This window comes from Pseudomonas sp. G3-39, from assembly GCF_054790485.1.
The window spans coordinates 872358-896640 of the sequence record NZ_CP186497.1; the positions used below are offsets into that span (position 1 = coordinate 872358).

The 24283-nt window shown below is 61.0% G+C and carries 23 protein-coding genes; 14 read left to right on the plus strand and 9 right to left on the minus strand.

What is annotated here, in order from left to right; translation table 11 throughout:
• Window positions 1–69: 69 nt before the first annotated feature.
• From gatB to gatC, 3 genes are read right to left on the minus strand one after another with little or no spacing between them, the layout of a single operon-like run.
• Window positions 70–1515, minus strand: a complete 1446-nt coding sequence (gatB, locus tag ACOYXG_RS03805) for an Asp-tRNA(Asn)/Glu-tRNA(Gln) amidotransferase subunit GatB (protein WP_007961565.1) — start codon at window positions 1513–1515, stop codon at window positions 70–72.
• Window positions 1516–1525: 10 nt separating this feature from the next.
• Window positions 1526–2977 (minus strand): Asp-tRNA(Asn)/Glu-tRNA(Gln) amidotransferase subunit GatA, encoded by a 1452-nt coding sequence (gene gatA / locus ACOYXG_RS03810; RefSeq protein ID WP_460355991.1) that lies wholly within the window; start codon window positions 2975–2977, stop codon window positions 1526–1528.
• 16 nt (window positions 2978–2993) lie between these two features.
• Window positions 2994–3281, minus strand: a complete 288-nt coding sequence (gatC, locus tag ACOYXG_RS03815; protein WP_003221657.1) for an Asp-tRNA(Asn)/Glu-tRNA(Gln) amidotransferase subunit GatC — start codon at window positions 3279–3281, stop codon at window positions 2994–2996.
• Window positions 3282–3492: 211 nt separating this feature from the next.
• On the opposite strand from gatC, the gene mreB reads away from it, so the two are divergent.
• The 8 genes from mreB to tldD all read left to right on the plus strand — a co-directional run bounded on the left by mreB (window position 3493) and on the right by tldD (window position 14677).
• A complete protein-coding gene (mreB, locus tag ACOYXG_RS03820; RefSeq protein WP_002555108.1) occupies window positions 3493–4530 on the plus strand; it encodes a rod shape-determining protein MreB in 1038 nt (345 codons plus the stop codon).
• Between the two features lie 141 nt (window positions 4531–4671).
• Window positions 4672–5784, plus strand: coding sequence for a rod shape-determining protein MreC (mreC, locus tag ACOYXG_RS03825; RefSeq protein WP_150370275.1), 1113 nt, complete (start codon window positions 4672–4674; stop codon window positions 5782–5784).
• Window positions 5784–6275, plus strand: coding sequence for a rod shape-determining protein MreD (gene mreD / locus ACOYXG_RS03830; protein WP_096795347.1), 492 nt, complete (start codon window positions 5784–5786; stop codon window positions 6273–6275). The genes mreC and mreD overlap by 1 nt, the downstream gene beginning before the upstream one ends.
• A 44-nt stretch (window positions 6276–6319) precedes the next feature.
• Entirely contained in the window at window positions 6320–6916 is a 597-nt protein-coding gene (locus ACOYXG_RS03835) for a Maf family protein (RefSeq protein WP_096795348.1), read from the plus strand.
• Between the two features lie 58 nt (window positions 6917–6974).
• Window positions 6975–8432, plus strand: coding sequence for a ribonuclease G (gene rng / locus ACOYXG_RS03840; protein ID WP_007961585.1), 1458 nt, complete (start codon window positions 6975–6977; stop codon window positions 8430–8432).
• Window positions 8433–8507: 75 nt separating this feature from the next.
• Window positions 8508–12311, plus strand: coding sequence for a YhdP family protein (locus tag ACOYXG_RS03845; protein WP_460355997.1), 3804 nt, complete (start codon window positions 8508–8510; stop codon window positions 12309–12311).
• A 58-nt stretch (window positions 12312–12369) separates the two neighbouring features.
• On the plus strand, window positions 12370–13230 hold the full coding sequence (locus tag ACOYXG_RS03850) for a carbon-nitrogen hydrolase family protein (RefSeq protein WP_096795350.1): 861 nt from the start codon (window positions 12370–12372) through the stop codon (window positions 13228–13230).
• A 4-nt stretch (window positions 13231–13234) separates the two neighbouring features.
• Complete coding sequence (gene tldD / locus ACOYXG_RS03855) at window positions 13235–14677, plus strand: metalloprotease TldD (RefSeq protein ID WP_007961588.1); 1443 nt, start codon at window positions 13235–13237, stop codon at window positions 14675–14677.
• Window positions 14678–14728: 51 nt separating this feature from the next.
• On the opposite strand, the gene yjgA is transcribed toward tldD, so the two are convergent.
• Window positions 14729–15253, minus strand: a complete 525-nt coding sequence (yjgA, locus tag ACOYXG_RS03860; RefSeq protein ID WP_003221672.1) for a ribosome biogenesis factor YjgA — start codon at window positions 15251–15253, stop codon at window positions 14729–14731.
• Between the two features lie 108 nt (window positions 15254–15361).
• Here yjgA and pmbA point away from each other — a divergent pair, with 108 nt between their 5' ends.
• The 6 genes from pmbA to ACOYXG_RS03890 all read left to right on the plus strand — a co-directional run bounded on the left by pmbA (window position 15362) and on the right by ACOYXG_RS03890 (window position 20713).
• On the plus strand, window positions 15362–16708 hold the full coding sequence (gene pmbA / locus ACOYXG_RS03865) for a metalloprotease PmbA (protein ID WP_027610838.1): 1347 nt from the start codon (window positions 15362–15364) through the stop codon (window positions 16706–16708).
• 235 nt (window positions 16709–16943) lie between these two features.
• Window positions 16944–17351: a hypothetical protein gene (locus ACOYXG_RS03870; RefSeq protein ID WP_027610839.1), complete on the plus strand. Its 408-nt coding sequence runs from the start codon at window positions 16944–16946 to the stop codon at window positions 17349–17351.
• A complete protein-coding gene (locus ACOYXG_RS03875; RefSeq protein WP_096795352.1) occupies window positions 17332–18708 on the plus strand; it encodes a class II fumarate hydratase in 1377 nt (458 codons plus the stop codon). Before ACOYXG_RS03870 ends, ACOYXG_RS03875 begins: the two co-directional genes overlap by 20 nt.
• Window positions 18709–18735: 27 nt before the next feature.
• Window positions 18736–19176, plus strand: a complete 441-nt coding sequence (locus ACOYXG_RS03880) for a hypothetical protein (RefSeq protein WP_096795353.1) — start codon at window positions 18736–18738, stop codon at window positions 19174–19176.
• Window position 19177: 1 nt separating this feature from the next.
• Window positions 19178–19789 carry a superoxide dismutase gene (locus ACOYXG_RS03885; RefSeq protein WP_097090390.1) on the plus strand — a complete coding sequence of 204 codons (612 nt, stop codon included), beginning with the start codon at window positions 19178–19180 and terminating at the stop codon, window positions 19787–19789.
• 30 nt (window positions 19790–19819) lie between these two features.
• Entirely contained in the window at window positions 19820–20713 is an 894-nt protein-coding gene (locus tag ACOYXG_RS03890; protein WP_460356004.1) for a ZIP family metal transporter, read from the plus strand.
• 62 nt (window positions 20714–20775) lie between these two features.
• Here ACOYXG_RS03890 and ACOYXG_RS03895 read toward each other — a convergent pair whose 3' ends face one another.
• The 5 genes from ACOYXG_RS03895 to ACOYXG_RS03915 all read right to left on the minus strand — a co-directional run bounded on the left by ACOYXG_RS03895 (window position 20776) and on the right by ACOYXG_RS03915 (window position 24279).
• Complete coding sequence (locus tag ACOYXG_RS03895; protein WP_027610843.1) at window positions 20776–21051, minus strand: HPr family phosphocarrier protein; 276 nt, start codon at window positions 21049–21051, stop codon at window positions 20776–20778.
• Between the two features lie 15 nt (window positions 21052–21066).
• Entirely contained in the window at window positions 21067–21924 is an 858-nt protein-coding gene (rapZ, locus tag ACOYXG_RS03900) for an RNase adapter RapZ (protein WP_027610844.1), read from the minus strand.
• Between the two features lie 2 nt (window positions 21925–21926).
• Window positions 21927–22391, minus strand: coding sequence for a PTS IIA-like nitrogen regulatory protein PtsN (gene ptsN / locus ACOYXG_RS03905; RefSeq protein ID WP_027610845.1), 465 nt, complete (start codon window positions 22389–22391; stop codon window positions 21927–21929).
• A gap of 12 nt (window positions 22392–22403) precedes the next feature.
• Window positions 22404–22712, minus strand: a complete 309-nt coding sequence (gene hpf, locus ACOYXG_RS03910; protein WP_025109458.1) for a ribosome hibernation-promoting factor, HPF/YfiA family — start codon at window positions 22710–22712, stop codon at window positions 22404–22406.
• A 73-nt stretch (window positions 22713–22785) separates the two neighbouring features.
• Complete coding sequence (locus ACOYXG_RS03915; RefSeq protein WP_027610846.1) at window positions 22786–24279, minus strand: RNA polymerase factor sigma-54; 1494 nt, start codon at window positions 24277–24279, stop codon at window positions 22786–22788.
• Window positions 24280–24283: the final 4 nt, after the last annotated feature.

Sequence of the window (24283 nt, forward strand, 5' to 3'; positions counted from 1 at the left end):
AAAACCCCTTCAGCCATGGATTGTTCCCACAGGGGATGGAGCCAGGCTTCAGGTCTGGCCCCATTTGCATCAGCCTTCGAGCTTGCTTTTCAGCAGTTCGTTCACTTGCTGCGGGTTGGCTTTGCCTTTCGACGCCTTCATGGCCTGACCGACAAAGAAGCCGAACATCTTGCCGCGTTTGGCTTCGTCTGCCGCACGGTATTGTTCGACCTGCTCGGCGTTGGCCGCGAGCATTTCGTCCAGCACCGCGGAGATCGCGCCGCTGTCGGTCACTTGCTTCAGACCGCGCTTGTCGATGATCTCGTCCGCCGTGCCTTCGCCGTTGGCCATCGCTTCGAACACCACTTTGGCGATCTTGCCGGAGATGGTGTTGTCCTTGATGCGCTGCAGCATGCCGCCCAACAGTTCAGCGGAAACCGGCGACTCGTCGATGTCCAGGCCTTGCTTGTTGAGCAGGCTGCCCAACTCGACCATGACCCAGTTCGCCGCCAGTTTGGCGTCGCCGCCGATGGCTGCGACCTTCTCGAAGTAGTCCGCTTGCTCACGGCTGGTAGCCAGCACGTTGGCGTCGTAGGCCGACAGACCGAACTGGCTCTGGAAGCGCTCGCGTTTTTGCGGTGGCAGTTCCGGCAGGGTGGCGCGCACCTCGCCGAGGAACGACTCTTCGATGACCACCGGCAGCAGGTCCGGGTCGGGGAAGTAACGGTAGTCGTTGGCTTCCTCTTTGGAGCGCATCGGACGGGTCTCGTCCTTGTTCGGATCGTACAGACGAGTCTGCTGGATCACTTTGCCGCCGTCTTCGATCAGCTCGATCTGCCGCTGGATCTCCGAGTTGATGGCCTTCTCGATGAAACGGAACGAGTTGACGTTCTTGATCTCGCAGCGGGTACCGAACTCGACCTGGCCTTTCGGCCGCACCGAGACGTTGCAGTCGCAACGCAGCGAGCCTTCGGCCATGTTGCCGTCGCAGATGCCCAGATAACGCACCAGCGCATGGATCGCCTTGACGTACGCCACGGCTTCCTTGGCGCTGCGCATGTCCGGCTCGGAAACGATTTCCAGCAGCGGCGTGCCCGCACGGTTCAGGTCAATGCCGGTGGCACCGTTGAATTCTTCGTGCAGACTCTTGCCGGCGTCTTCTTCCAGGTGCGCGCGGGTGATGCCGACACGTTTGACGGTGCCGTCTTCCAGCGCGATGTCCAGGTGACCCTTGCCGACGATCGGCAATTCCATCTGGCTGATCTGGTAGCCCTTCGGCAGGTCCGGGTAGAAGTAGTTTTTACGCGCGAACACGTTGTGCTGACCGATCTCGGCGTCAATCGCCAGACCGAACATCACCGCCATGCGCACCGCTTCCTGGTTCAGCACCGGCAATACGCCGGGCATGCCCAGGTCGATCAGGCTGGCCTGGGTGTTCGGCTCGGAGCCGAACTGGGTGGAACTACCGGAAAAGATTTTCGACCGGGTAGTGAGCTGAGTGTGAATCTCCAGCCCGATCACGACTTCCCATTGCATGTGTGTCTCCTCAGAAGCCGGTTGGGGTGCGGGTGTGCCAGTCAGTGTTCAACTGATACTGGTGCGCAACGTTGAGCAAACGGCCTTCCTGGAAATACGGCGCAAGCAACTGCACGCCCACCGGCAGACCGTCGACAAAACCGGCCGGCATCGACAGGCCCGGCAGGCCCGCGAGGTTGGCGGTGATGGTGTAGACGTCTTCCAGATAGGCAGCGACCGGGTCGCTGTTCTTCGCGCCGAGCTTCCAGGCCGGGTTCGGCGTGGTTGGGCCGAGGATGATGTCGACTTCATTAAAGGCCGCCATGAAGTCGTTCTTCACCAGACGACGGATCTTCTGCGCTTTCAGGTAGTAGGCGTCGTAGTAACCGGCAGACAGCGCGTAGGCGCCGACCATGATCCGGCGCTGCACTTCAGGCCCGAAGCCTTCGCCGCGGGAGCGCTTGTACAGGTCGATCAGGTTTTCCGGGTTCTCGCAGCGATGGCCGAAACGCACGCCGTCGAAACGCGACAGGTTCGAGGAGGCCTCGGCCGGGGCGATCACGTAGTACGCAGGAATTGCGTGCTGCATGTTCGGCAGGCTGATTTCCTTGATTACGGCACCGAGCTTCTGCAGCTCTTTGATGCTGTTCTGGATCAGTTCGGCGATGCGCGGGTCGAGACCGGCGCTGAAGTATTCCTTCGGCACGCCGATGCGCAGGCCCTGCAGCGAAGTGTTGAGGCTGGCGGAGTAATCCGGAACCGGCTCATCGATGCTGGTGGAGTCGTTCTGGTCGAACCCGGCCATACCTTGCAACAAAATCGCGCAGTCTTCGGCCGTACGCGCCAACGGGCCACCTTGGTCGAGGCTGGAGGCGTAAGCGATCATGCCCCAGCGCGAAACACGACCGTACGTCGGTTTCAGGCCTGTGAGGTTGGTGAATGCAGCGGGCTGACGGATCGAACCACCGGTATCGGTGGCCGTGGCCGCCGGCAACAGACGAGCGGCAACCGCCGCCGCCGAACCACCGGACGAACCGCCCGGCACGTGTTCCAGGTTCCACGGGTTTTTCACCGCGCCGTACCAGCTCGACTCGTTGGCCGAACCCATGGCGAATTCGTCCATGTTGGTCTTGCCCAGGGTCACGGCGCCGGCAGCGGCCAGTTTCGCGACCACGGTGGCGTCGTACGGGGCCTTGAAGTTGTCGAGCATCTTCGAGCCGCAACTGGTGCGGATGTCCTGGGTGCAGAACAGGTCCTTGTGGGCGATCGGCGCACCGAGCAGGGCGCCGCTCTCACCGTTGGCCCGGCGCGCGTCGGCGGCTTTCGCCTGCTCGAGTGCCAGCTCTTCGGTGAGGCTGATGAAACTGTTGAGCTGCGGATCGAGCTGGGTAATACGCGCCAGCAGGACTTTGGTCAGCTCTTCGGAGGAAAACTTTTTATCGGCGAGACCGCGGGCGATCTCGGCCAGAGTCATTTGATGCATTGCAGGCTCTTTCCCTTTAGTCGATGACTTTCGGAACCAGATACAGGCCGTTTTCGACCGCTGGTGCGATGGACTGATAGGCCTCGCGGTGATTGGTCTCGGTCACGACGTCGGCGCGCAGGCGCTGACTGGCTTCCAGCGGGTGGGCCAAAGGCTCGATACCGTCGGTATCGACGGCCTGCATTTCGTCGACCAGCCCGAGAATGCTGTTGAGGGCGGAAGTAATGTGCGGAAGATCGGCATCATTCAGGCCAAGGCAGGCCAGATGTGCGATTTTTTCCACGTCGGAGCGTTCTAGCGCCATCGGGATTCTCCAGTGGAAAACAGAACGGACGGCGTCCGTGTGTTAGATTGTCGGAACACTACCGCACTTCTACGGTCATAAGGCCGCGATTGTGGGGCTTGGTGCACAGAAAAGCGGCCAATTTAACATATTGGCGCCTTGCCCAAAATCCCTGTCGTTGTTAGAGTTTGCCGCACTTTTTTACCCACGCGTTGCCTAGGGTCCCTTTCCCATGTTCAAGAAACTGCGTGGCATGTTTTCCAGCGATCTTTCCATTGACCTGGGCACTGCCAACACCCTTATTTACGTGCGCGAGCGCGGTATCGTCCTGAATGAGCCATCGGTTGTGGCCATTCGGACACACGGTAACCAGAAAAGTGTCGTTGCTGTCGGCACCGAAGCCAAGCGCATGCTCGGCCGTACGCCGGGCAACATTGCTGCCATTCGTCCGATGAAGGACGGCGTGATCGCCGACTTCAGCGTCTGCGAAAAGATGCTGCAATACTTTATCAACAAGGTTCACGAAAACAGCTTTCTGCAGCCCAGCCCTCGTGTGCTGATCTGCGTTCCATGCAAATCCACCCAGGTTGAGCGTCGTGCCATCCGTGAATCGGCCCTCGGTGCCGGTGCCCGTGAAGTGTTCCTGATCGAAGAGCCGATGGCTGCTGCGATCGGTGCCGGCCTGCCGGTTGAAGAAGCACGCGGTTCGATGGTCGTCGATATCGGTGGTGGTACCACTGAAATCGCGCTGATCTCCCTGAACGGTGTGGTCTACGCCGAATCCGTCCGCGTGGGCGGCGACCGCTTCGACGAAGCGATCATCACCTACGTGCGCCGCAACTACGGCAGCCTGATCGGTGAATCGACTGCCGAGCGCATCAAGCAGGAAATCGGTACGGCCTACCCGGGCGGCGAAGTTCGCGAAGTCGACGTTCGCGGTCGCAACCTGGCCGAAGGTGTTCCACGTGCATTCACCCTGAACTCCAACGAAGTGCTGGAAGCTCTGCAAGAGTCCCTGGCCACTATCGTTCAGGCTGTGAAAAGCGCCCTGGAGCAATCGCCGCCGGAACTGGCTTCCGACATCGCCGAGCGTGGCCTGGTGCTGACCGGTGGTGGCGCGCTGCTGCGTGACCTCGACAAGTTGCTGGCTCAGGAAACCGGTCTGCCGGTGATCGTTGCCGAAGATCCGCTGACCTGCGTTGCTCGCGGCGGTGGCCGTGCATTGGAAATGATGGACAAGCACACCATGGATCTGCTCTCCAGCGAATAAGCGCCGGTTTGCAATACGTGGGTGAGCGCACAGGCAGCACTTTGCAGTGCTGCCTGTTGGCGTTTATCTTCTGTCAGTCTTCATCCAGGCCGGTTTGATGCCGTATGAATAAACAGAACATTTGCCTGGGAGGAGCGGCTTATTAAACCGCTTTTCGCCAAAGGCCCTTCGTTGGGTGTGCGCCTGTTGGTGCTGGCCGTGCTATCGGTCGCGCTGATGGTGGTCGATGCCCGCTTCGACCTGCTCAAACCCGCGCGCAAACAAGCGTCGCTGGTGTTGATGGACGCCTACTGGATCACCGACCTGCCCGGACGGCTGTGGGAAGGGATCGCCAGTCAGTTCGGCAGCCGCACCGAGCTGGTCGCCGAAAACGAAAAACTCAAGACCGAGAACCTGCTGTTGCAGGGCCGCATGCAGAAGCTCGCCGCCCTTACCGAGCAGAACGTGCGGCTGCGCGAGTTGCTCAATTCCTCCGCGCTGGTCAACGAAAAGGTCGAAGTGGCCGAGTTGATCGGCATGGACCCCAATCCCTTCACCCATCGCATCATCATCAATAAAGGTGAGCGCGATGGCGTGGTGCTCGGTCAACCGGTGCTCGATGCACGCGGTCTGATGGGCCAGGTGGTCGAGTTGATGCCTTACACCTCCCGGGTGCTGCTGCTGACCGACACCACTCACAGCATTCCTGTGCAGGTGAACCGTAACGGTCTGCGGGCGATTGCCAGCGGCACCGGTAACCCGGAACGCCTGGAACTGCGCCATGTCGCCGATACCGCCGACATCAAGGAAGGCGATCTGCTGGTCAGCTCCGGCCTGGGTCAGCGTTTCCCGGCCGGTTATCCGGTGGCGACGGTCAAGGAAGTCATCCACGATTCCGGCCAGCCGTTCGCGATTGTCCGCGCGGTGCCGACCGCTGCGTTGAACCGCAGCCGTTATCTGCTGCTGGTGTTCAGTGACAACCGCACCGCCGAAGAGCGCGCCAACGATGCGGCGCAGGCCCAGGAAAATCTCGATGCGCAGGGCGGTGGCCCGATGCTTCCGGCCACGGTGCCGAAAGTCGTCAACACACCGGCAGCGGCGGCAACGCCAGCTGCGTCGACCGCTCCAGCGCCCGCTGCTGCGGCCAGCACCACGCCGGCCAAACCTGCAGCCAAGCCCCCGGCGGCAAGCAAGCCGCCGGCATCCCAGCCTGCTGCGCGCCCGACGGCGAAACCACCTGCCGCCACGCCAGCCAACACCGGGAGACAAGAATAATGGTCGGCGCTACCGCTTCGCGTAACGGCTGGATTGTCTGGCTGACGTTTGTCTTCGGCATCCTGCTCAGCGTTTCACCGCTGCCGATGTTCATGGAAATCCTGCGTCCCCTCTGGCTGGCCTTGCTGCTGACTTTCTGGGCGTTGTACATGCCGCATACGGTCGGCATGGTCACCGCGTTCTGCCTGGGGCTGGCCGAAGACGTGCTGCAGGGCGATCTGCTTGGCCAGAATGCCTTGATCCTGACGCTGATCACTTTCCTCGTGCTGTCGTTGCAGCAGCGTCTGCGGATGTTCCCGATGTGGCAGCAATGCCTGGTGATCCTGGTGATCTTCGGCCTCGCTCAACTGGTTCAACTGTGGCTCAGCGCCTTGACCGGCAATCGTCAGCCCACCCTGGCGCTGGTACTGCCGGCACTGGTCAGTGCCTTGCTCTGGCCTTGGGTCAGCTTCGCTTTGCGTGGATTGCGCCGGCGCTACAAAATCAACTGATTCGGTCAGGCATGTGCCCGCACCTCGACAAGGGAGATGTCTTGATGAAGCCGCTTTACCTCGCCTCTGGTTCGCCGCGTCGGCGTGAGTTGCTCACGCAGATCGGCGTGCCGTTCTCCGCCATCAGTGCGGACATCGATGAAACCCCAATCCCCGAAGAATCGCCCTCGGCCTATGTCGAACGCCTCGCGCGTGGCAAGGCCGAGGCCGGTCGACGCACGCGGGTGTCCGACGCGGCGTTTTGCGTTCTGGGCGCGGACACCGCCGTGGTGCTCGACGGCAAAATTCTTGGCAAACCGGTGGACGAAGCCGATGCATGCGCCATGCTGATGATGTTGTCCGGCAAGGAGCATGAAGTGCTGACCGCCATCGCCGTGCTCGAAGGCGAGCGCTGCGAGTCGCGCGTGGTGCGCAGTCTGGTGCGGTTCCGCCCGATCAGCCGCGAAGAGGCTGCGGCCTACTGGGCCAGTGGCGAACCCCGGGACAAGGCCGGCGGTTATGGCATTCAGGGCCTCGGCGCGGTGTTTGTCGCCGGGCTCAATGGCAGCTATTCGGCGGTGGTCGGGCTGCCGGTTTGCGAAACCGCAGAACTGTTGGGCCATTTCGGCATACCCTGTTGGCAAAACCTGAACGCGCAATGAGCGTCGTACGAATCAAGATGCGGCCATTATCGTGAACATGCCTGAACGAGACCCTGCCATGAGTGAAGAGATTCTGATCAACATCACGCCGATGGAATCGCGCGTGGCGGTGGTCGAAAACGGTGTGCTGCAAGAAGTCCACGTTGAGCGCACGCAAAAACGCGGGATCGTCGGCAACATCTATAAGGGCAAGATTGTCCGGGTGCTGCCGGGCATGCAGGCGGCATTCGTCGACATCGGTCTGGATCGCGCCGCGTTCATTCATGCCTCGGAAATTTCTTTGCGCGAAGGCCCGGCGGTGGAAAGCATCAGCGCGCTGGTGCACGAAGGGCAGAGCCTGGTGGTACAGGTGACCAAGGACCCGATCGGTTCCAAGGGCGCGCGCCTGACCACGCAGCTGTCGATTCCGTCGCGTTATCTGGTGTACATGCCGCGCACCGCCCACGTCGGCATTTCCCTGAAAATCGAAGACGAAGCCGAGCGCGAGCGCCTCAAGCAGGTGGTCAGCGATTGTGTGGCCAAAGAAGGAATCAAAGAGGCCGGTGGCTTCATCCTGCGTACCGCCGCCGAAGGTGCCGGGGCCGATGAGATTCTCATGGACATCCGCTACCTGCGCCGTCTGTGGGATCAGATCAATGCGCAGATCCAGACCATCGGCGCGCCAAGTGTGATCTACGAAGACCTCGGTCTGGCCCTGCGCACCTTGCGCGATCTGGTCAGCCCGAAGATCGAGAAAATCCGTATCGACTCCCGGGAAACCTTCCAGAAAACCACGCAGTTCGTCGCCGAACTGATGCCGGAAATCGCCGATCGTCTGGAACACTATCCGGGCGAACGGCCGATTTTCGACCTGTATGGCGTCGAAGACGAAATCCAGAAAGCCCTCGAACGCAAGGTGCCGCTCAAGTCCGGCGGTTATCTGGTGGTCGATCCCGCGGAAGCCATGACCACCATCGACGTCAACACCGGCGCGTTTGTAGGCCATCGCAACCTTGAAGAAACCATCTTCAAGACCAACCTCGAAGCCGCCACCGCGATTGCCCGGCAGATGCGCCTGCGCAATCTGGGCGGGATCATCATCATCGACTTCATCGACATGGAAGATGAGGAGCATCAGCGCCAGGTGCTGCGCACCCTGGAAAAACAGCTCGAACGTGATCACGCCAAGACCAACATCATCGGCATCACCGAGTTGGGCCTGGTGCAGATGACCCGCAAGCGCACCCGTGAAAGCCTTGAGCAAGTGCTTTGCGAACCGTGCAGCAGTTGCCAGGGCCGGGGCAAGCTGAAGACCCCGGAAACCATCTGTTACGAGATTTTCCGCGAGATTCTGCGCGAAGCCCGCGCCTATCAGGCCGAAGGTTACCGGGTGCTGGCGAACCAGAAAGTGGTGGACCGTTTGCTCGATGAAGAATCCGGTAACGTCGCCGAGCTTGAAGGGTTTATCGGCCGCACCATACGCTTTCAGGTCGAAACCATGTATTCCCAGGAACAATATGACGTGGTGCTGCTCTGAACCCCTGCAGCACATTTAATCCACAACGGCTGGCCTCAGCTTTCAGTAGTTTTTTTGCCATGGGAGCCAACTGACATGGAGCGTCTGACACGCATTTTGGCCGCACTGACCCGCTGGGGGCTGGGCCTGTGCGCGTTGGTTCTGGTGTTGATGGCGTTGTACGTCAGCCTCGGTCGGGAACTGACGCCACTGGTGGCGGAATACCGCACCGATATCGAAGACAAGGCCACGGCTGCGCTCGGCATGCCGTTGCAGATCGGCGAACTGGAAGGCAACTGGAGCGGCTTCGCGCCGATTCTGCTGGCCCACGATGTGATGGTCGGTGACGGCGCCAATGCCTTGCGTCTGGATCGGGTGCGCGTGGTGCCTGACCTCTGGGCCAGTCTGCTGGCGCGCGAAGTGCGTATCGCCCATCTGGAATTGAACGGCCTGAAGATCAGTGTCAAAGAAGCACAGGACGGCACCTGGGCGCTGGAAGGCCTGCCGGTGCAGAACGACCAGCCGCTGGATCCCGAACAATTGTTCCAACGTTCGCAGATGGTTCAGCAACTGTCGGTGCTCGACAGTCAGGTGACCGTGCAGCCGCTGGATCAGGCGCCGATGACCTTTACCTACGTCGGACTGAATCTGAAAACCGGCAGCAGCCGTCAGCGTCTTGATGCTCGTCTGACCTTGCCCGATGGGCAACCGGTGGCGATGAGCCTGCGTACACGGATTCGCCCCTCTCAATTGCCGAACAGTTCGGTGGAAGGTTATGTCAGCCTGCCGCAAAGCGACTGGTCGAAGTGGCTGCCTGAGCGTGTGACTCAACAGTGGAATTTTTCCGAGATCAAAGCGGGCGGCGAGCTGTGGGTGAACTGGAACGACGGCGCTCTGCAAAGCGCCGCCATCCGTTTGAACGCACCACAGGTGACCGGCGCTTATGCCGAGCGCAAGCCGATCAAGATCAGCAATCTGGCGCTCAACGGCTATTACCAGCGCGATGACGAGGGCGCGATTGTCACTCTCGATTCGCTGGCGATGAACTTCGGCGAGACCCGCTGGGAATCCCATGTGCAGCTCAAGCAGACGGTGGCCACCGATAAAACCGATGAGTTGTGGCACTTGCAGGCCGACCGCCTCGACCTGACACCGATCACGCCGTTGCTCAATGCGCTGGGGCCGTTGCCCGAAAACGTCGCTACGGTCGTCGACCACCTGAAGGTGACGGGTGGACTGCGCAACGTGCTGCTGGATTTTCGTCCCAATGCCACCGACGGCTCGAAATTCGGCTTTGCGGCCAACCTCGATAATGTCGGTTTCGATGCCTATCACGGTGCCCCGGCGGCGCGAAACGTCAGTGGCAGCCTCAGCGGCAACCTCGACGGTGGCGAGTTACGCCTGGACAGCAAGGATTTCGTCCTGCACCTCGATCCGATCTTCGCCAAGCCATGGCAATACATCCAGGCCAATGCCCGACTGACCTGGAAGCTCGATAAAGAAGGTTTCACCCTGATCGCGCCGTACCTGAAAGTGCTGGGCGAAGAGGGCAAAATTGCCGGCGACTTCCTGATCCGCCTGCACTTCGACCATAGCCAGGAAGACTACATGGACCTGCGCGTCGGGCTGGTCGATGGCGATGGTCGCTACACCGCCAAATACCTGCCCGAAGTCTTGAGTCCGGCCCTCGACGAGTGGCTGCGTACAGCGATCCTCAAGGGCGCCGTGGATCAGGGCTTCTTCCAGTACCAGGGTTCGCTGAGCAAAAACGCCAAGGACGTGGATCGCAGCATCAGCCTGTTCTTCAAGGTGCATGACGCCGAGCTGGCGTTCCAGCCGGGCTGGCCGCACGTGAGCAAGGTCAGCGGCGATGTGTTCATCGAGGACAGCGGCGTGCGCATCGTGGCCGACAAGGGCCAGTTGCTCGACACCCAGGTCAGCGACGTTTTCGTCAACATTCCCCATGTGCCGGCCGGGCAGCCCACCCATCTGTTGCTCGACGGCGGATTTGTCGGCGGGCTGGGCGATGGCTTGAAGATTCTGCAGACCGCGCCGATCGGTACCGGCGAAACCTTTGCCGGCTGGGAGGGCGAGGGCGATTTGCAGGGCAAGGTCAAACTCGACATTCCGCTGGAAAAGGGCGATCTGCCGAAGATCCTCGTCGATTTCAAAACCGCCAATGCGCGCCTGAAACTGGCTGAGCCGAAGCTGGAACTGAGCCAGCTCAAGGGCGATTTCCGTTTTGACAGCGCCAAGGGGCTGAGCGGGCAGAACATCGCCGCCAGGGCCTTCGACAAGCCGGTGACCGCGCAGATTTTCGCTGATGGCAGCCCGAACAAGCTCAAGACTCGGGTCGCGGCTTCCGGGCAGGTCGAGGTCAAGAAGCTCACTGACTGGCTGGGCGTGACTCAGCCGTTGCCGGTGTCCGGGACCCTTCCGTATCAGTTGCAGGTCAACCTTGACGGCACTGACAGTCAGCTCACTGTCAGCTCCAGCATGAAAGGTGTGGCAGTGGATCTGCCGGCACCGTTTGGCATGTCGGCCGAGCAGGGGCGTGACACGGTGTTCCGCATGACGTTGCAAGGTGCGGAGCGGCGTTACTGGGTCAACTACGATCAACTGGCGAGCTTCACTTTCGCCGCGCCGCCGAGCAATATCGCCGATGGTCGCGGTGAGCTGTTCCTCGGTACGGGCGACGCCGTACTGCCGGATGCCAAGGGCTTGCGCATTCGCGGGGTGCTGTCGGAGCTGGACGTCGCGCCGTGGCAGGATCTGGTCAGCAAATACGCCGGCAACGATCCGGGCGGCAGTGCCAAACAATTGCTCAACAGTGCCGACTTCAAGGTGGGCAAGCTCACCGCCTTCGGCACCACGCTGGATCAGGCTGCTGTACAGGTCAATCGCAAGCCATGGGCGTGGAATCTGGCGCTCGACAGCCAGCAGGCCAAGGGTTCGGCCAGCCTGCCCGATGCCAAGGGCGCGCCGATCGCGGTCAATCTGCAATACGTACGTCTGCCGGCGCCGGATCCGACGGTGCAGGCCGACGAGAATTCGCCTGATCCGCTGGTTTCGGTCGACCCGACCAAGATTCCCGCGCTGGATATCACCATCAATCAGTTGTTTCTGGGCCAGGATCTGGTGGGCGGCTGGTCGCTCAAGGTTCGACCGACGGCCAAAGGCATTGCCCTGAACAATCTCGATATGGGCCTCAAGGGCATCCTGTTGCAGGGCAATGGCGGCTGGGAAGGGGCGCCGGGTTCGACCAACAGCTGGTTCAAGGGCCGGATCAGCGGCAAGAACCTCGCCGATGTGCTCAAGGGCTGGGGCTTTGCGCCGAGCGTGACCAGTGAAGAGTTCCACATGGATGTCGATGGCCGCTGGCCGGGCTCGCCGGCATGGCTGGCGACCAAGCGCTTCTCCGGCACGCTGGACGCCTCGCTCAATAAAGGTCAGTTCGTTGAAGTGGAGGGCGGCGCGCAGGCGTTGCGGGTGTTCGGTCTGCTCAACTTCAACTCCATCGGCCGTCGTCTGCGCCTGGACTTCTCCGACTTGTTTGGCAAAGGCTTGAGCTACGATCGGGTCAAGGGCCTGTTGGTGGCAAATAACGGCGTGTATGTCACCCGCGAGCCGATTCGTCTGACCGGTCCTTCGAGCAACCTTGAGCTGGACGGTACGCTGGATCTGGTCGGTGATAAGGTCGATGCGAAATTGCTGGTGACCTTGCCGGTGACCAACAACCTGCCGATTGCCGCGTTGATCGTCGGCGCGCCGGCGGTCGGCGGGGCGTTGTTCCTGATCGACAAGCTGATCGGCGACCGCGTAGCGCGCTTCGCCAGCGTCAAGTACACCGTCAAAGGCCCGTGGAAAGAGCCGAAAATCACCTTCGACAAGCCTTTTTGAACAGCCACATCCCAGGCCTATGGAGTAGCATGGCTGCATACCTGTTACGGAGTGCGCCATGTCTTTAGCGGTGATTCAAATGGTCAGCCAGAGTGATGTGCTGGCCAATCTGGCGCAGGCTCGACGCCTGCTCGAACAGGCCGCGGCCGGCGGCGCGAAGCTGGCGGTGCTGCCGGAAAACTTCGCCGCCATGGGCCGTCGCGACATCGCCGACATCGGCCGTGCCGAAGCGCTGGGCGAAGGTCCGATCCTGCCATGGTTGAAACAGACCGCCCGCGACCTCAAGTTATGGATAGTGGCCGGCACCTTGCCGTTGCCGCCGCTTGGGCAACCGGACGCCAAGTCGCATGCCTGTTCGCTGCTGGTCAACGATCAGGGTGAAACCGTGGCACGGTATGACAAGTTGCACCTGTTCGATGTTGATGTGGCGGACAATCGCGGGCGGTATCGCGAATCCGATGACTATGCTTATGGCAGTGGCGTGGTGGTCGCAGACACGCCGGTTGGCCGAGTCGGCCTGACCGTGTGTTACGACCTGCGCTTTCCGGAGCTGTACAGCGAATTGCGCGCCGCCGGTGCCGAGTTGATTACCGCCCCGTCGGCCTTCACCGCAGTGACCGGTGCGGCGCATTGGGATGTGCTGATTCGCGCCCGGGCCATCGAGACGCAGTGTTATGTATTGGCGGCAGCGCAGGGCGGGACTCACCCGGGACCGCGTGAAACCTTCGGTCATGCGGCGATTGTCGACCCGTGGGGCCGTGTGCTGGCGCATCAGGATCAAGGCGAGGCGGTATTGTTGGCCGCACGCGACAGTGATGAACAAGCGTCTATCAGGGCGCGAATGCCGGTGACGAGTCATCGGCGGTTTTTCTCGCAGGGCGCCCAGCGGCCTGCTTCAGAACATGAATTTAAGGCGTAAACCTATGAGCGAGTTGTTGTCCTCAGTCAGTGATCACCTGTTGGCGCCCGGCGGCGTGACCATCGAGAGCCTGCAAGGTGTGCTCGGCGATCTGGCCGGCCCGGGCATCGATGCTGCCGATCTGTATTTCCAGGGCCAGATCTCCGAGTCGTGGTCGCTGGAGGACGGTATCGTCAAGGAAGGCAGCTTCAACCTCGACCAAGGTGTTGGCGTGCGTGCGCAGTCCGGCGAGAAAACCGGTTTTGCCTACAGCAACGCGATCACCCTCGAAGCCCTGGGCGCTGCGGCCCGTGCCGCCCGCTCGATTTCCCGCGCCGGGCAGAACGGCACGGTGCAGGCGTTCAGCACTCAGGATGTCGCGCAGTTGTATGCGCCGGACAATCCCCTGGAAGTGCTGAGCCGCGCCGAGAAAGTCGAGCTGCTCAAGCGCATCGACGTCGCCACCCGCGCTCTCGACCCACGGATTCAGCAGGTCAGCGTGAGCATGGCCGGGGTCTGGGAACGGATTCTGGTGGCGTCCACCGACGGTGGCCTGGCCGCTGATGTGCGTCCGCTGGTACGTTTCAACGTCAGCGTGATCGTCGAGCAGAATGGGCGTCGCGAGCGCGGCGGACATGGCGGCGGCGGGCGTACCGACTACCGTTATTTCCTCGCCGAAGACCGTGCCATGGGCTATGCCCGTGAAGCACTGCGTCAGGCCCTGGTGAATCTGGAAGCGATTCCGGCACCGGCCGGCACCTTGCCTGTCGTCCTCGGTTCGGGCTGGTCCGGTGTGCTGCTGCACGAAGCGGTCGGTCACGGTCTGGAAGGCGACTTCAACCGCAAGGGCAGTTCGGCCTACAGCGGGCGGATGGGCGAAATGGTTGCCTCCAAGCTCTGCACCATTGTCGATGACGGCACGTTGAGCGGTCGTCGCGGCTCGCTGAGCGTCGACGACGAAGGCACCCCGACCGAGTGCACCACGCTGATCGAGAACGGCGTGCTCAAAGGTTACATGCAGGACAAGCTCAATGCGCGTCTGATGGGCGTGGCCCGTACCGGCAACGGTCGTCGCGAGTCCTACGCGCATCTGCCGATGCCGCGCATGACCAACACCTACATGCTCGGAGGCGAGAGCGATCCGGCGGAAATCATCGCGTCGGTGAAGAAGGGCATCTACTGCGCCAACCTTGGCGGCGGTCAGGTCGACATCACCAGCGGCAAGTTCGTGTTCTCCACCAGTGAGGCGTACCTGATCGAGGACGGCAAGATCACCGCGCCGGTCAAGGGCGCGACGTTGATCGGCAACGGCCCCGAGGCGATGAGCCGGGTGTCGATGGTCGGTAACGATCTGGCGCTGGACAGCGGTGTGGGCACGTGCGGCAAGGACGGGCAGTCGGTGCCGGTGGGTGTCGGTCAGCCGACGCTGAAGATCGATGCGATTACCGTGGGTGGCACGGGAGCATAAACAGAGGTGGAGCTGCGGGTGGCGCGCAGGGCGGCCACCCGATGGCGAGTATCAACGCAGGCCGCGTTGGGTATCGTCCAGCTCACGGATGTACTTGAAGATCTTGCGGCTGGAAGCAGGAGGTTTGTTTTGCGCAACCTCGTGCTGAGCCTGACGGATCAGGGAACGCAGTTGCTGGCGATCGGCGTCGGGGTATTCGACGACGAATTTCTCCAGCACGGCATCGTCACCGGCGATCAGGCGGTCACGCCAGCGTTCGAGGTTGTGGAAACGCTCGTTGTACTGACGGGTGGAGGCATCGAGTTGATCGAGCAGGACCAGAATCGCGTCAGTGTCCTGATCGCGCATCAGTTTGCCGATGAACTGCAGGTGCCGTTTACGCGCGATGTTCGCGGTGTGCTTCGGCGCATCGGCCAAGGCCCGGCGCAAGGCGTCGGTCAATGGCAGTTTTGCCTGCAAGTCGGGCTTGAGTGTTGTAAGGCGCTCGCCAAGGTCAACCAGAGCATGCAGCTCGCGTTTGACCTGAGATTTGCTTTTTTCTCCCGTATCGAGGGAGTCGTCGTAAGAATCAACCATGGTGGCAGTCCGCAAAGAAACGCCGCCATGATAACCAGTCGGGGGCCGCTTGTCCGGCCCGGTCGCTCGATGACCCCAGCCGAAAGCAGAATTTGAGTGGAGATGAGCATGAGTGCAGTTCAAAGCGTCGGCCCGCAAGCATTGCCGGCACTGCAGGAACAGGTCGAGCAGATCATCGCCGAAGCCAAGCGTCAGGGCGCCAGTGCCTGCGAAGTCGCGGTGTCGCTGGAGCAGGGTTTGTCGACGTCGGTGCGCCAGCGTGAGGTCGAGACGGTCGAATTCAATCGCGACCAGGGCTTTGGCATCACCCTGTACGTCGGCCAGCGCAAAGGCTCGGCCAGCACGTCCGCCACCGGCCCTGATGCGATTCGTGAAACTGTTGCTGCCGCACTGGCGATCGCCAAACATACCTCTGAGGACGAAGCCTCGGGTCTCGCCGATGCCGCGCTGATGGCCAGGGATGTGCAGGATTTCGATCTGTTCCACGAATGGGACATCACCCCGGAGCAGGCCATCGAGAAGGCGTTGCTCTGTGAAGCGGCGGCGTTCGACGCCGATGCGCGAATCAAGAACGCCGACGGCACCACCCTCAGCACCCATCAGGGCTGCCGTGTATATGGCAACAGCCACGGTTTCATCGGCGGTTACGCGTCAACCCGGCATAGCCTCAGTTGCGTAATGATCGCCGAAGCCGATGGCCAGATGCAGCGCGATTACTGGTATGACGTGAACCGTCAGGGCAGCCTGCTGGCGGATCCGGTGAGCATCGGCCAGCGTGCCGCGCAACGCGCCGCGAGCCGTCTGGGCGCGCGTCCGGTACCGACCTGCGAAGTGCCGGTGCTGTTTTCCGCCGAGCTGGCGGGCGGCTTGTTCGGCAGCTTCCTGTCTGCGGTGTCTGGCGGCAGTCTGTATCGCAAATCGTCGTTCCTCGAAGGCACGCTGGGCCAGAAGCTGTTCCCCGAATGGCTGACCATCGATGAGCGTCCACACCTGATGCGCGCCATGGGCAGTGCGTCCTACGACGGTGATGGTCTGGCCACCTACGCCAAACCGTTCGTCGAGAAGGGCGAGTTGGTGTCGTACATCCTCGGCACGTACTCCGGGCGCAAACTCGGCATGCCGAGCACCGCCAACGCGGGTGGCGTGCACAACCTGTTCGTCACTCACGGTGATGAAGATCAGGCGGCGCTGTTGAAACGCATGGGCCGTGGCCTGTTGGTTACCGAGTTGATGGGCCATGGCTTGAACATGGTCACCGGCGACTATTCGCGTGGGGCGGCGGGGTTCTGGGTCGAGAACGGCGAAATCCAGTTCGCGGTGCAGGAAGTGACCATCGCCGGCAACATGCGCGACATGTTCAAGCAGATCGTCGCAGTCGGTAATGATCTGGAGCTGCGCAGCAATATTCGTACGGGCTCGGTGCTGATCGAGCGGATGACTGTCGCGGGCAGCTAAGCCCCAGCGGTCAGACAAGAAAGGCGCGCCACCTCATCGGGTGGCGCGCCTTTTTTCTTGGCTCCACACAAAACCTTGTGGGAGCGAGCCTGCTCGCGAAAGCGGCAGCGGCGACTGACACGACGCCTTCGCGAGCAGGCTCGCTCCTACAATGGAGTCTGTGTAATCAGGCGCTCTTGTTTTGCTTCTCATTATCATCTAATAATAAATCTCATCTCCGAACGAGCCCCGGATCATGAGTTCTGCCTTGCACGAGCAGCCGTACCTCGAAAGCTGGCGCTGGATGAGTCGCCAGATCCGTTGCGCGATGGATCCTGACGAACCACGCCTGATCGAACATTACCTGGCCGAAGGCCGTTATCTGGCCTGCTGTACGGCGACTTCCCCGTGGACCATCGCTGAAACCTCCTTCCGTCTGCTGCTCGACACAGCCACCGACATCGCGTTGCCGTGGCACTGGCGCAGCCTGTGTCTCGATCAAGCCTGGCGTCCGTTGCGTGAAATGGAGCGCCTGTCGCTGTGCAACTGCCGGCTCCAGCGCTGGCAGCGCTACACCTGGCAACTGGCGACCTGCGAGTTGCTTCCCTCGATTCCTCTCATTGAATTAGTCCAAGGATTTACCGATGACCAAGACTCGTATTGAGCGCGACAGCATGGGCGAACTACAGGTGCCGGTGGACGCTCTCTACGGCGCGCAGACCCAGCGCGCAGTGGATAACTTCCCGATCAGCGGCAAGCCGATGCCAACGCAATTCATCCGTGCGCTGATCCTCGCCAAAGCCGCCGCCGCGCGGGCCAACGTCGAGCTCAACCAGCTCAGCGCCGGCCAGGGCAAAGCTATCAGCGATGCCGCGCAAGGCCTGCTCGAAGGCGATTTCATGCAGCATTTCCCGGTGGATATCTTCCAGACCGGCTCCGGCACCAGCTCCAACATGAACGCCAACGAAGTGATCGCGACCCTCGCCAGCCGCCTGCTCGGCGAGCCGGTCAACCCGAACGATCACGTCAACTGCGGCCAGAGCAGCAACGACATCATTCCGACCACCATCCACGTCAGCGCGGCGTTGACCCTGCATGAGCAGCTGTTGCCGGCGCTGTTGCATCTGGTGCAGGTCATCGAAAACAAAGCCGATCAGGTGCACCACCACGTCAAAACCGGCCGTACGCACTTGATGGACGCGATGCCGGTGCGCATGAGTCAGGTGCTCAATGGCTGGGCGCAGCAGCTCAAGGCCAACATCGGTCATCTGCAGGATTTACTGCCGAGCCTGCAATCGCTGGCGCAGGGCGGTACGGCGGTCGGCACCGGGATCAATGCGCATCCGGAATTCGCCGCGCGTTTCAGCCGCCAGCTCAGCCAACTGACGAATGTGCAATTCACTCCGGGCAAGGATCTGTTCGCCCTGATCGGCTCGCAGGACACGGCCGTCGCCGTCTCTGGTCAGCTCAAAGCCACCGCCGTATCGCTGATGAAAATCGCCAACGACCTGCGCTGGATGAACTCTGGTCCGCTCGCCGGCCTTGGCGAGATCGAGCTGGAAGCCCTGCAACCGGGTTCGTCGATCATGCCGGGCAAGGTTAATCCGGTGATTCCGGAAGCTACTGCGATGGTCGCTGCGCAAGTGATCGGCAACGACTCGGTGATCACCATCGCCGGCCAGTCGGGCAATTTCGAACTGAACGTGATGCTGCCGATCATCGCCCAGAACCTGCTGAGCAGCATCGAACTGCTGGCCAATGCCAGTCGTCTGCTCGGCGACAAGGCCATCGCCAGCTTCAAGGTCAATGAGTCGCGGCTCAAGGAAGCGCTGTCGCGCAACCCGATTCTGGTCACCGCGCTCAACCCGATCATCGGCTACCAGAAAGCCGCCGAAATCGCCAAGCAGGCCTACAAGCAGGGCCGCCCGGTGATCGACGTCGCGCTGGAGCACACCGACCTGTCGCGCAGCCAACTGGAAGAGTTGCTCAACCCCGAGAAACTCACCGCTGGCGGCGTGTAAATACCGCAACCGCTTTGGAGGTTCACCATGGAGCACTGGAAACGCACGATCGAACGGGCCAATCGCTGCTTCATGCTGGGCGAGCTGATTGATGCCCGTGAAGCTTATCTGCAAGCCCTGGCCCTGGCGCAAGTGCTGTTCGAGCGCTGGGCCGATGCCGACGAAGCGGTGGCAGCCTGCGTCATCTCCCACCACAACCTCGCGGATCTGCATTTGCGCTTGAATCAGCCGGAGGAGAGCGCCGAGTACCTCTGCGCGATTCATCAACGGCTGTTGCAGACCATGCAGGACGAGCGTCTGCGCCCGGCCCTGCGGGAAGCGGCGTTGCGCCAGAGCAGCAAGACCTACGTCGAACTGCTGAATTTCATCAGCGAACACGGCGAATACCCGCGCACCCAGCGCCTGCTGCACCCGGACACCGGCAATGCACGCCGCGCCTCAGTCTCACATCACCATGGAGTCCACTGAAATGGCTTTTACCTTGCCTGCCTTGCCTTACGCCTATGATGCCCTGGAACCGCACATCGATGCGCAAACCATGGAGATCCACTACACCAAGCACCACCAGACCTACATCAACAACCTTAATGCCGCCGTCGAAGGCACTGAGTACGCCGAATGGCCGGTGGAAAAACTGGTCGCCAGTGTTCAGCAGTTGCCGGAAAAACTCCGCGCGGCGGTGATCAATCAGGGTGGCGGGCATGCCAACCATTCGCTGTTCTGGGAAGTCATGGTGCCCAACGGCGGTGGCAAGCCGGACGGCGCGCTGGCCAAGGCCATCGAGGCGCAACTGGGCGGCCTCGACAGCTTCAAGGACGCCTTTACCAAAGCCGCGTTGACCCGTTTCGGCAGTGGCTGGGCCTGGCTCAGCGTGACCCCGGAGAGAAAACTGGTCGTGGAAAGTAGCGGCAATCAGGACAGCCCGTTGATGAACGGCAACACGCCGATTCTCGGTCTGGATGTTTGGGAACACGCCTATTACCTGCGTTATCAGAACCGTCGCCCGGAATACATCAACGCGTTCTACAACGTGATCAACTGGCCGGAAGTTGCTGCGCGCTACCAGGCTGCACTGGTTTAAGTCTTCTATAAAAACAATCCAGGGCTGACTATGGGCACTGAAACACTGGCGATTGGCGGTGGGCGCATGTTTCGTTACGCGGTCGGGTCGCTGTTGCTGCTGGCGGGCATGACCCTGCTGGTCGTGCACGGGCTGGAATGGCTGGATCTGCAGTCGCGATTGTCACGCGCATTGCAGGGCGGCGCGATCTGCGCCCTCGGCACGGCGCTCGGCGCGGTGCCGGTGCTGGTGATCCGGCGTATGCCGCAGAGGCTCAGCGATACGCTACTGGGTTTCGGCGCCGGCGTGATGCTGGCGGCGACCGCGTTTTCGCTGATCGTGCCGGGTATCGCTGCTGCCGAAAGTCTGGGCCTGACACCGTGGGCCGCCAGCGGGTTGATCTGCTTCGGCATCATGCTCGGTGCATTCGGTTTGTATCTGGTGGATCTGAAACTGTCCGGCGCCTCACCGGAAATGCTCGTCGGTACCCCCGAGCACCCGGTGATTCCGCCGCGCATCTGGCTGTTCGTCTTCGCCATCATTGCTCACAACATCCCGGAAGGCATGGCGGTGGGGGTGTCCGCTGGCGGCGGCATGCCGGATGCCGACAGTCTGGCGATGGGCATCGCCTTGCAGGATGTGCCAGAGGGATTGGTGATTGCGCTGGTACTGGCGGGGGCAGGAATGTCGCGGGTCAAGGCATTCTTGATCGGCGCGGCGTCAGGACTGGTCGAACCGGTGTTTGCGCTGCTCTGTGCGTGGCTGGTCAGTCTTGCGGAGCTGTTATTGCCGTTGGGGCTGGCGCTGGCGGCGGGGGCGATGTTGCTGGTGGTGACGCACGAAGTCATTCCGGAATCGCGCCGCAATGGTCATGACAAGCTGGCCAGTCTTGGCTTGCTGATCGGGTTTTGTCTGATGATGGTGATGGATACGGCGTTGGGTTGAATATCAAAAGATCGCAGCCTGCGGCAGCTGTTGCCAAGGCTGCGATCTTCGGTGCTGGGCTGTCAGCCCCCTTCATCGAAGTAGTTGTTGATCAGCTCCACCAAAGCAACCATGGCCTCCTCAGCCTGTTCGCCTTCGGTGCTCAAATGGATCTTGGTGCCCTTGCCGGCCGCGAGCATCATCATCGCCATGATGCTTTTGCCGTCTACTGCTGTCTCGGGTGTGCGACCGACTCTTATCGTGGTCTCCGGAAACTTGCCGGCCACGCCGACGAATTTGGCCGATGCCCGGGCATGCAGACCCAATTTGTTGATGATTTCGATTTCACGAGCAGGCATCGCGGTGTGAATCCTTTAAGTGAGGTCGCGGTGGCGAACCTGGACGTTCTTCAGGGTTTTCTGCAGGGCCTGACCCAGGCGTTCGGTCAGGTAAACGGAGCGGTGATGCCCGCCGGTGCAGCCAATGGCAATGGTGACGTAGGCGCGGTTGCTCGCGGCAAAACGTGGCAGCCATTTGTACAGGTAGCCGTAGATGTCCTGGAACATCTCCTCAACCTCCGGTTGTGCAGCCAGGTACTCGGCGACCGGTGCGTCGAGACCCGATTGTGCACGCAGTTCCGGTTTCCAGTAAGGATTGGGCAGGCAGCGCACATCGAACACCAGATCCGCGTCCACCGGCATGCCGCGCTTGAAGCCGAACGACTCGACCAGAAACGCCGTACCCGGCTCCGGCTGGTTCAGCAGGCGCAGTTTGATGGTGTCACGCAACTGGTACAGATTCAGATTGGTGGTGTTGACCTTGAGGTCGGCCAGGTCGGCGATCGGGCCGAGCAGGGCGGTTTCATCTTCGATCGCTTCGGCCAGCGAGCGGTTGGCAGTGCTCAATGGATGGCGCCGGCGGGTTTCCGAGAAGCGCTTGAGCAGGGTTTCTTCGTCGGCATCCAGATACAGCACATCGCACTGGATGTGCCGGGCACGGACTTCTTCAAGCAGTTCGGGGAAACGCGACAGGTGGCTCGGCAGATTGCGTGCATCGATCGACACGGCCACCAGCGGCTGGGCCAGTTCGGTGTGAATCAGGGCGCGTTCGGCGAGTTCCGGCAGCAGACCGGCCGGCAGGTTGTCGATGCAGTAGTAGCCGTTGTCCTCAAGGACATTCAGGGCGGTACTTTTACCCGAGCCGGAGCGGCCGCTGACGATGATCAAACGCATGATTAATGACCGTTCTGCTCGCTCAGGACGACCTGATACAAGGCTTCGTTGCTCGGTGCGCTGCGCAGTTTTTCGCGCACTTCCTTGCGATCGAGCATGCTGGCGATCTGGCGCAGTAATTCCAGGTGGGCATCGGTGGCCGCTTCCGGGACCAGCAGTACAAACAGCAGGTCGACCGGTGCGCCGTCGATGGCATCGAAATCGATGGGGGCATCAAGGTGCATCAACGCGCTGATAGGCGCTTCGCAGCCTTTGAGGCGACAGTGGGGAATGGCGATGCCGTTGCCGAAACCGGTGGATCCGAGTTTCTCACGGGCTACCAGGCTCTCGAAAACATCCTGCATGGCCAGATCCGGCACTTCTTTATGGATGAGGTTGGCAATCTGTTCGAGGGCTTTCTTTTTACTGCCGCCCGGCACGTTCACCAGGGAACGGCCGGGGGTCAGGATACTTTCAAGTCGGATCATGGGTTGGGAGTGTTAACGACCTGTCGCGCCCTGAAGGAGGCTCTGGGTCTTTTCCTTATGCTTTTTGAGTTGGCGATCCAGCTTGTCGGTCAGTGAGTCGATCGCAGCGTACATGTCGGTATCTTCTGCGTTGGCGACCACTTCGCTGCCGGGTATATGCAAGGTGGCTTCGATTTTCTGCTTGAGCTTTTCGACGCACATCGTGACTTGCACGTTGGTGATCTTGTCGAAATGGCGCTCCAATCGTTCGAGTTTCTCGTTGATGTAGGTGCGCAGAGGTTCGGTCACTTCCAGTTGGTGTCCACTGATGTTGACTTGCATACAGCTTCTCCTTCGTTGCCAGTGCATAAAGCGGCAGGCCGAAAAGCCTGCCACTGGAACGCTGTAACGTGGCTTACATCAACCGCTTGCGTTCGCTCGAAGGCGCGATCCCGAGGGATTCGCGGTACTTGGCGACGGTGCGGCGAGCCACCTGAATGCCTTGTGCCTCCAGTAAACCAGCGATCTTGCTGTCACTCAACGGCTTTTTCTGATTTTCCGCCGCAACCAGTTTTTTGATGATCGCGCGGATCGCTGTCGACGAGCATTCACCGCCTTCGGAGGTGCTGACGTGGCTGGAGAAAAAGTATTTCAGTTCATAAATACCGCGCGGGGTATGCATGAATTTCTGCGTGGTGACCCGGGAAATCGTCGATTCGTGCATGCCGACCGCCTCGGCGATGTCATGCAGGACCAACGGCTTCATGGCTTCATCGCCATACTCCAGGAAGCCGCGCTGATGCTCGACGATCTGGGTGGCCACCTTCATCAGGGTTTCGTTGCGGCTTTGCAGGCTCTTGATGAACCAGCGTGCCTCTTGCAACTGGTTGCGCATGAAGGTGTTGTCGGCGCTGGTGTCGGCGCGACGGACGAAACCGGCGTACTGCGCGTTGACCCGCAGACGGGGCACTGACTCCTGATTCAGCTCGACCAGCCAGCGTTCGTTATCCTTGCGCACAATGACGTCGGGCACCACGTACTCGGCTTCGGTCGATTCGATCTGCGAGCCCGGACGCGGATTGAGGCTTTGCACCAGTTCGATGACCTGACGCAACTCGTCTTCCTTGAGCTTCATACGCCGCATCAACTGACTGTAGTCGCGACTGCCGAGCAGATCGATGTAATCGCTGACCAGACGTTTGGCTTCGTTGAGCCACGGGGTCTTGGCCGGGAGCTGACGCAGTTGCAGCAGCAGGCATTCGCCGAGGTTGCGCGCCCCGATACCGGCCGGTTCGAACTGCTGAATGCGGTGCAGAACGGCTTCGATCTCGTCCAGCTCGATGTCGAGCTCCGGATCAAAGGCGTCGAGAATTTCTTCGAGGGTTTCGTCCAGGTAGCCCTGATTGTTGATGCAATCGATCAGGGTCACGGCGATCAGGCGGTCGGTGTCGGACATCGGCGCCAGGTTCAATTGCCACAGCAGATGGCTTTGCAGGCTTTCGCCGGCGGACGTGCGGGTGGTGAAGTCCCACTCGTCGTCATCGCTGCTGGGCAGGCTGCTGGCGCTGGTCTGGTAGACGTCTTCCCAGGCGGTATCAACGGGCAGTTCGTTAGGAATGCGCTCGTTCCATTCGCCATCTTCCAGATTGTCCACCGTCGGGGCGGCTTCCTGATAGGACGGTTCCTGAATGTCGGTGTTGGGTTTTTGTTCGGCGTTGTCGGCCAAAGGATCGGTATTGTCGAAGTCGTCGCCTTCTTCCTGGCGTTCGAGCATCGGATTGGATTCCAGGGCCTCCTGGATTTCCTGTTGCAGGTCCAGGGTCGACAATTGGAGCAGGCGGATGGCCTGTTGCAGCTGCGGTGTCATCGTCAGCTGCTGGCCCATTCTCAAGACTAGCGATGGTTTCATGGCA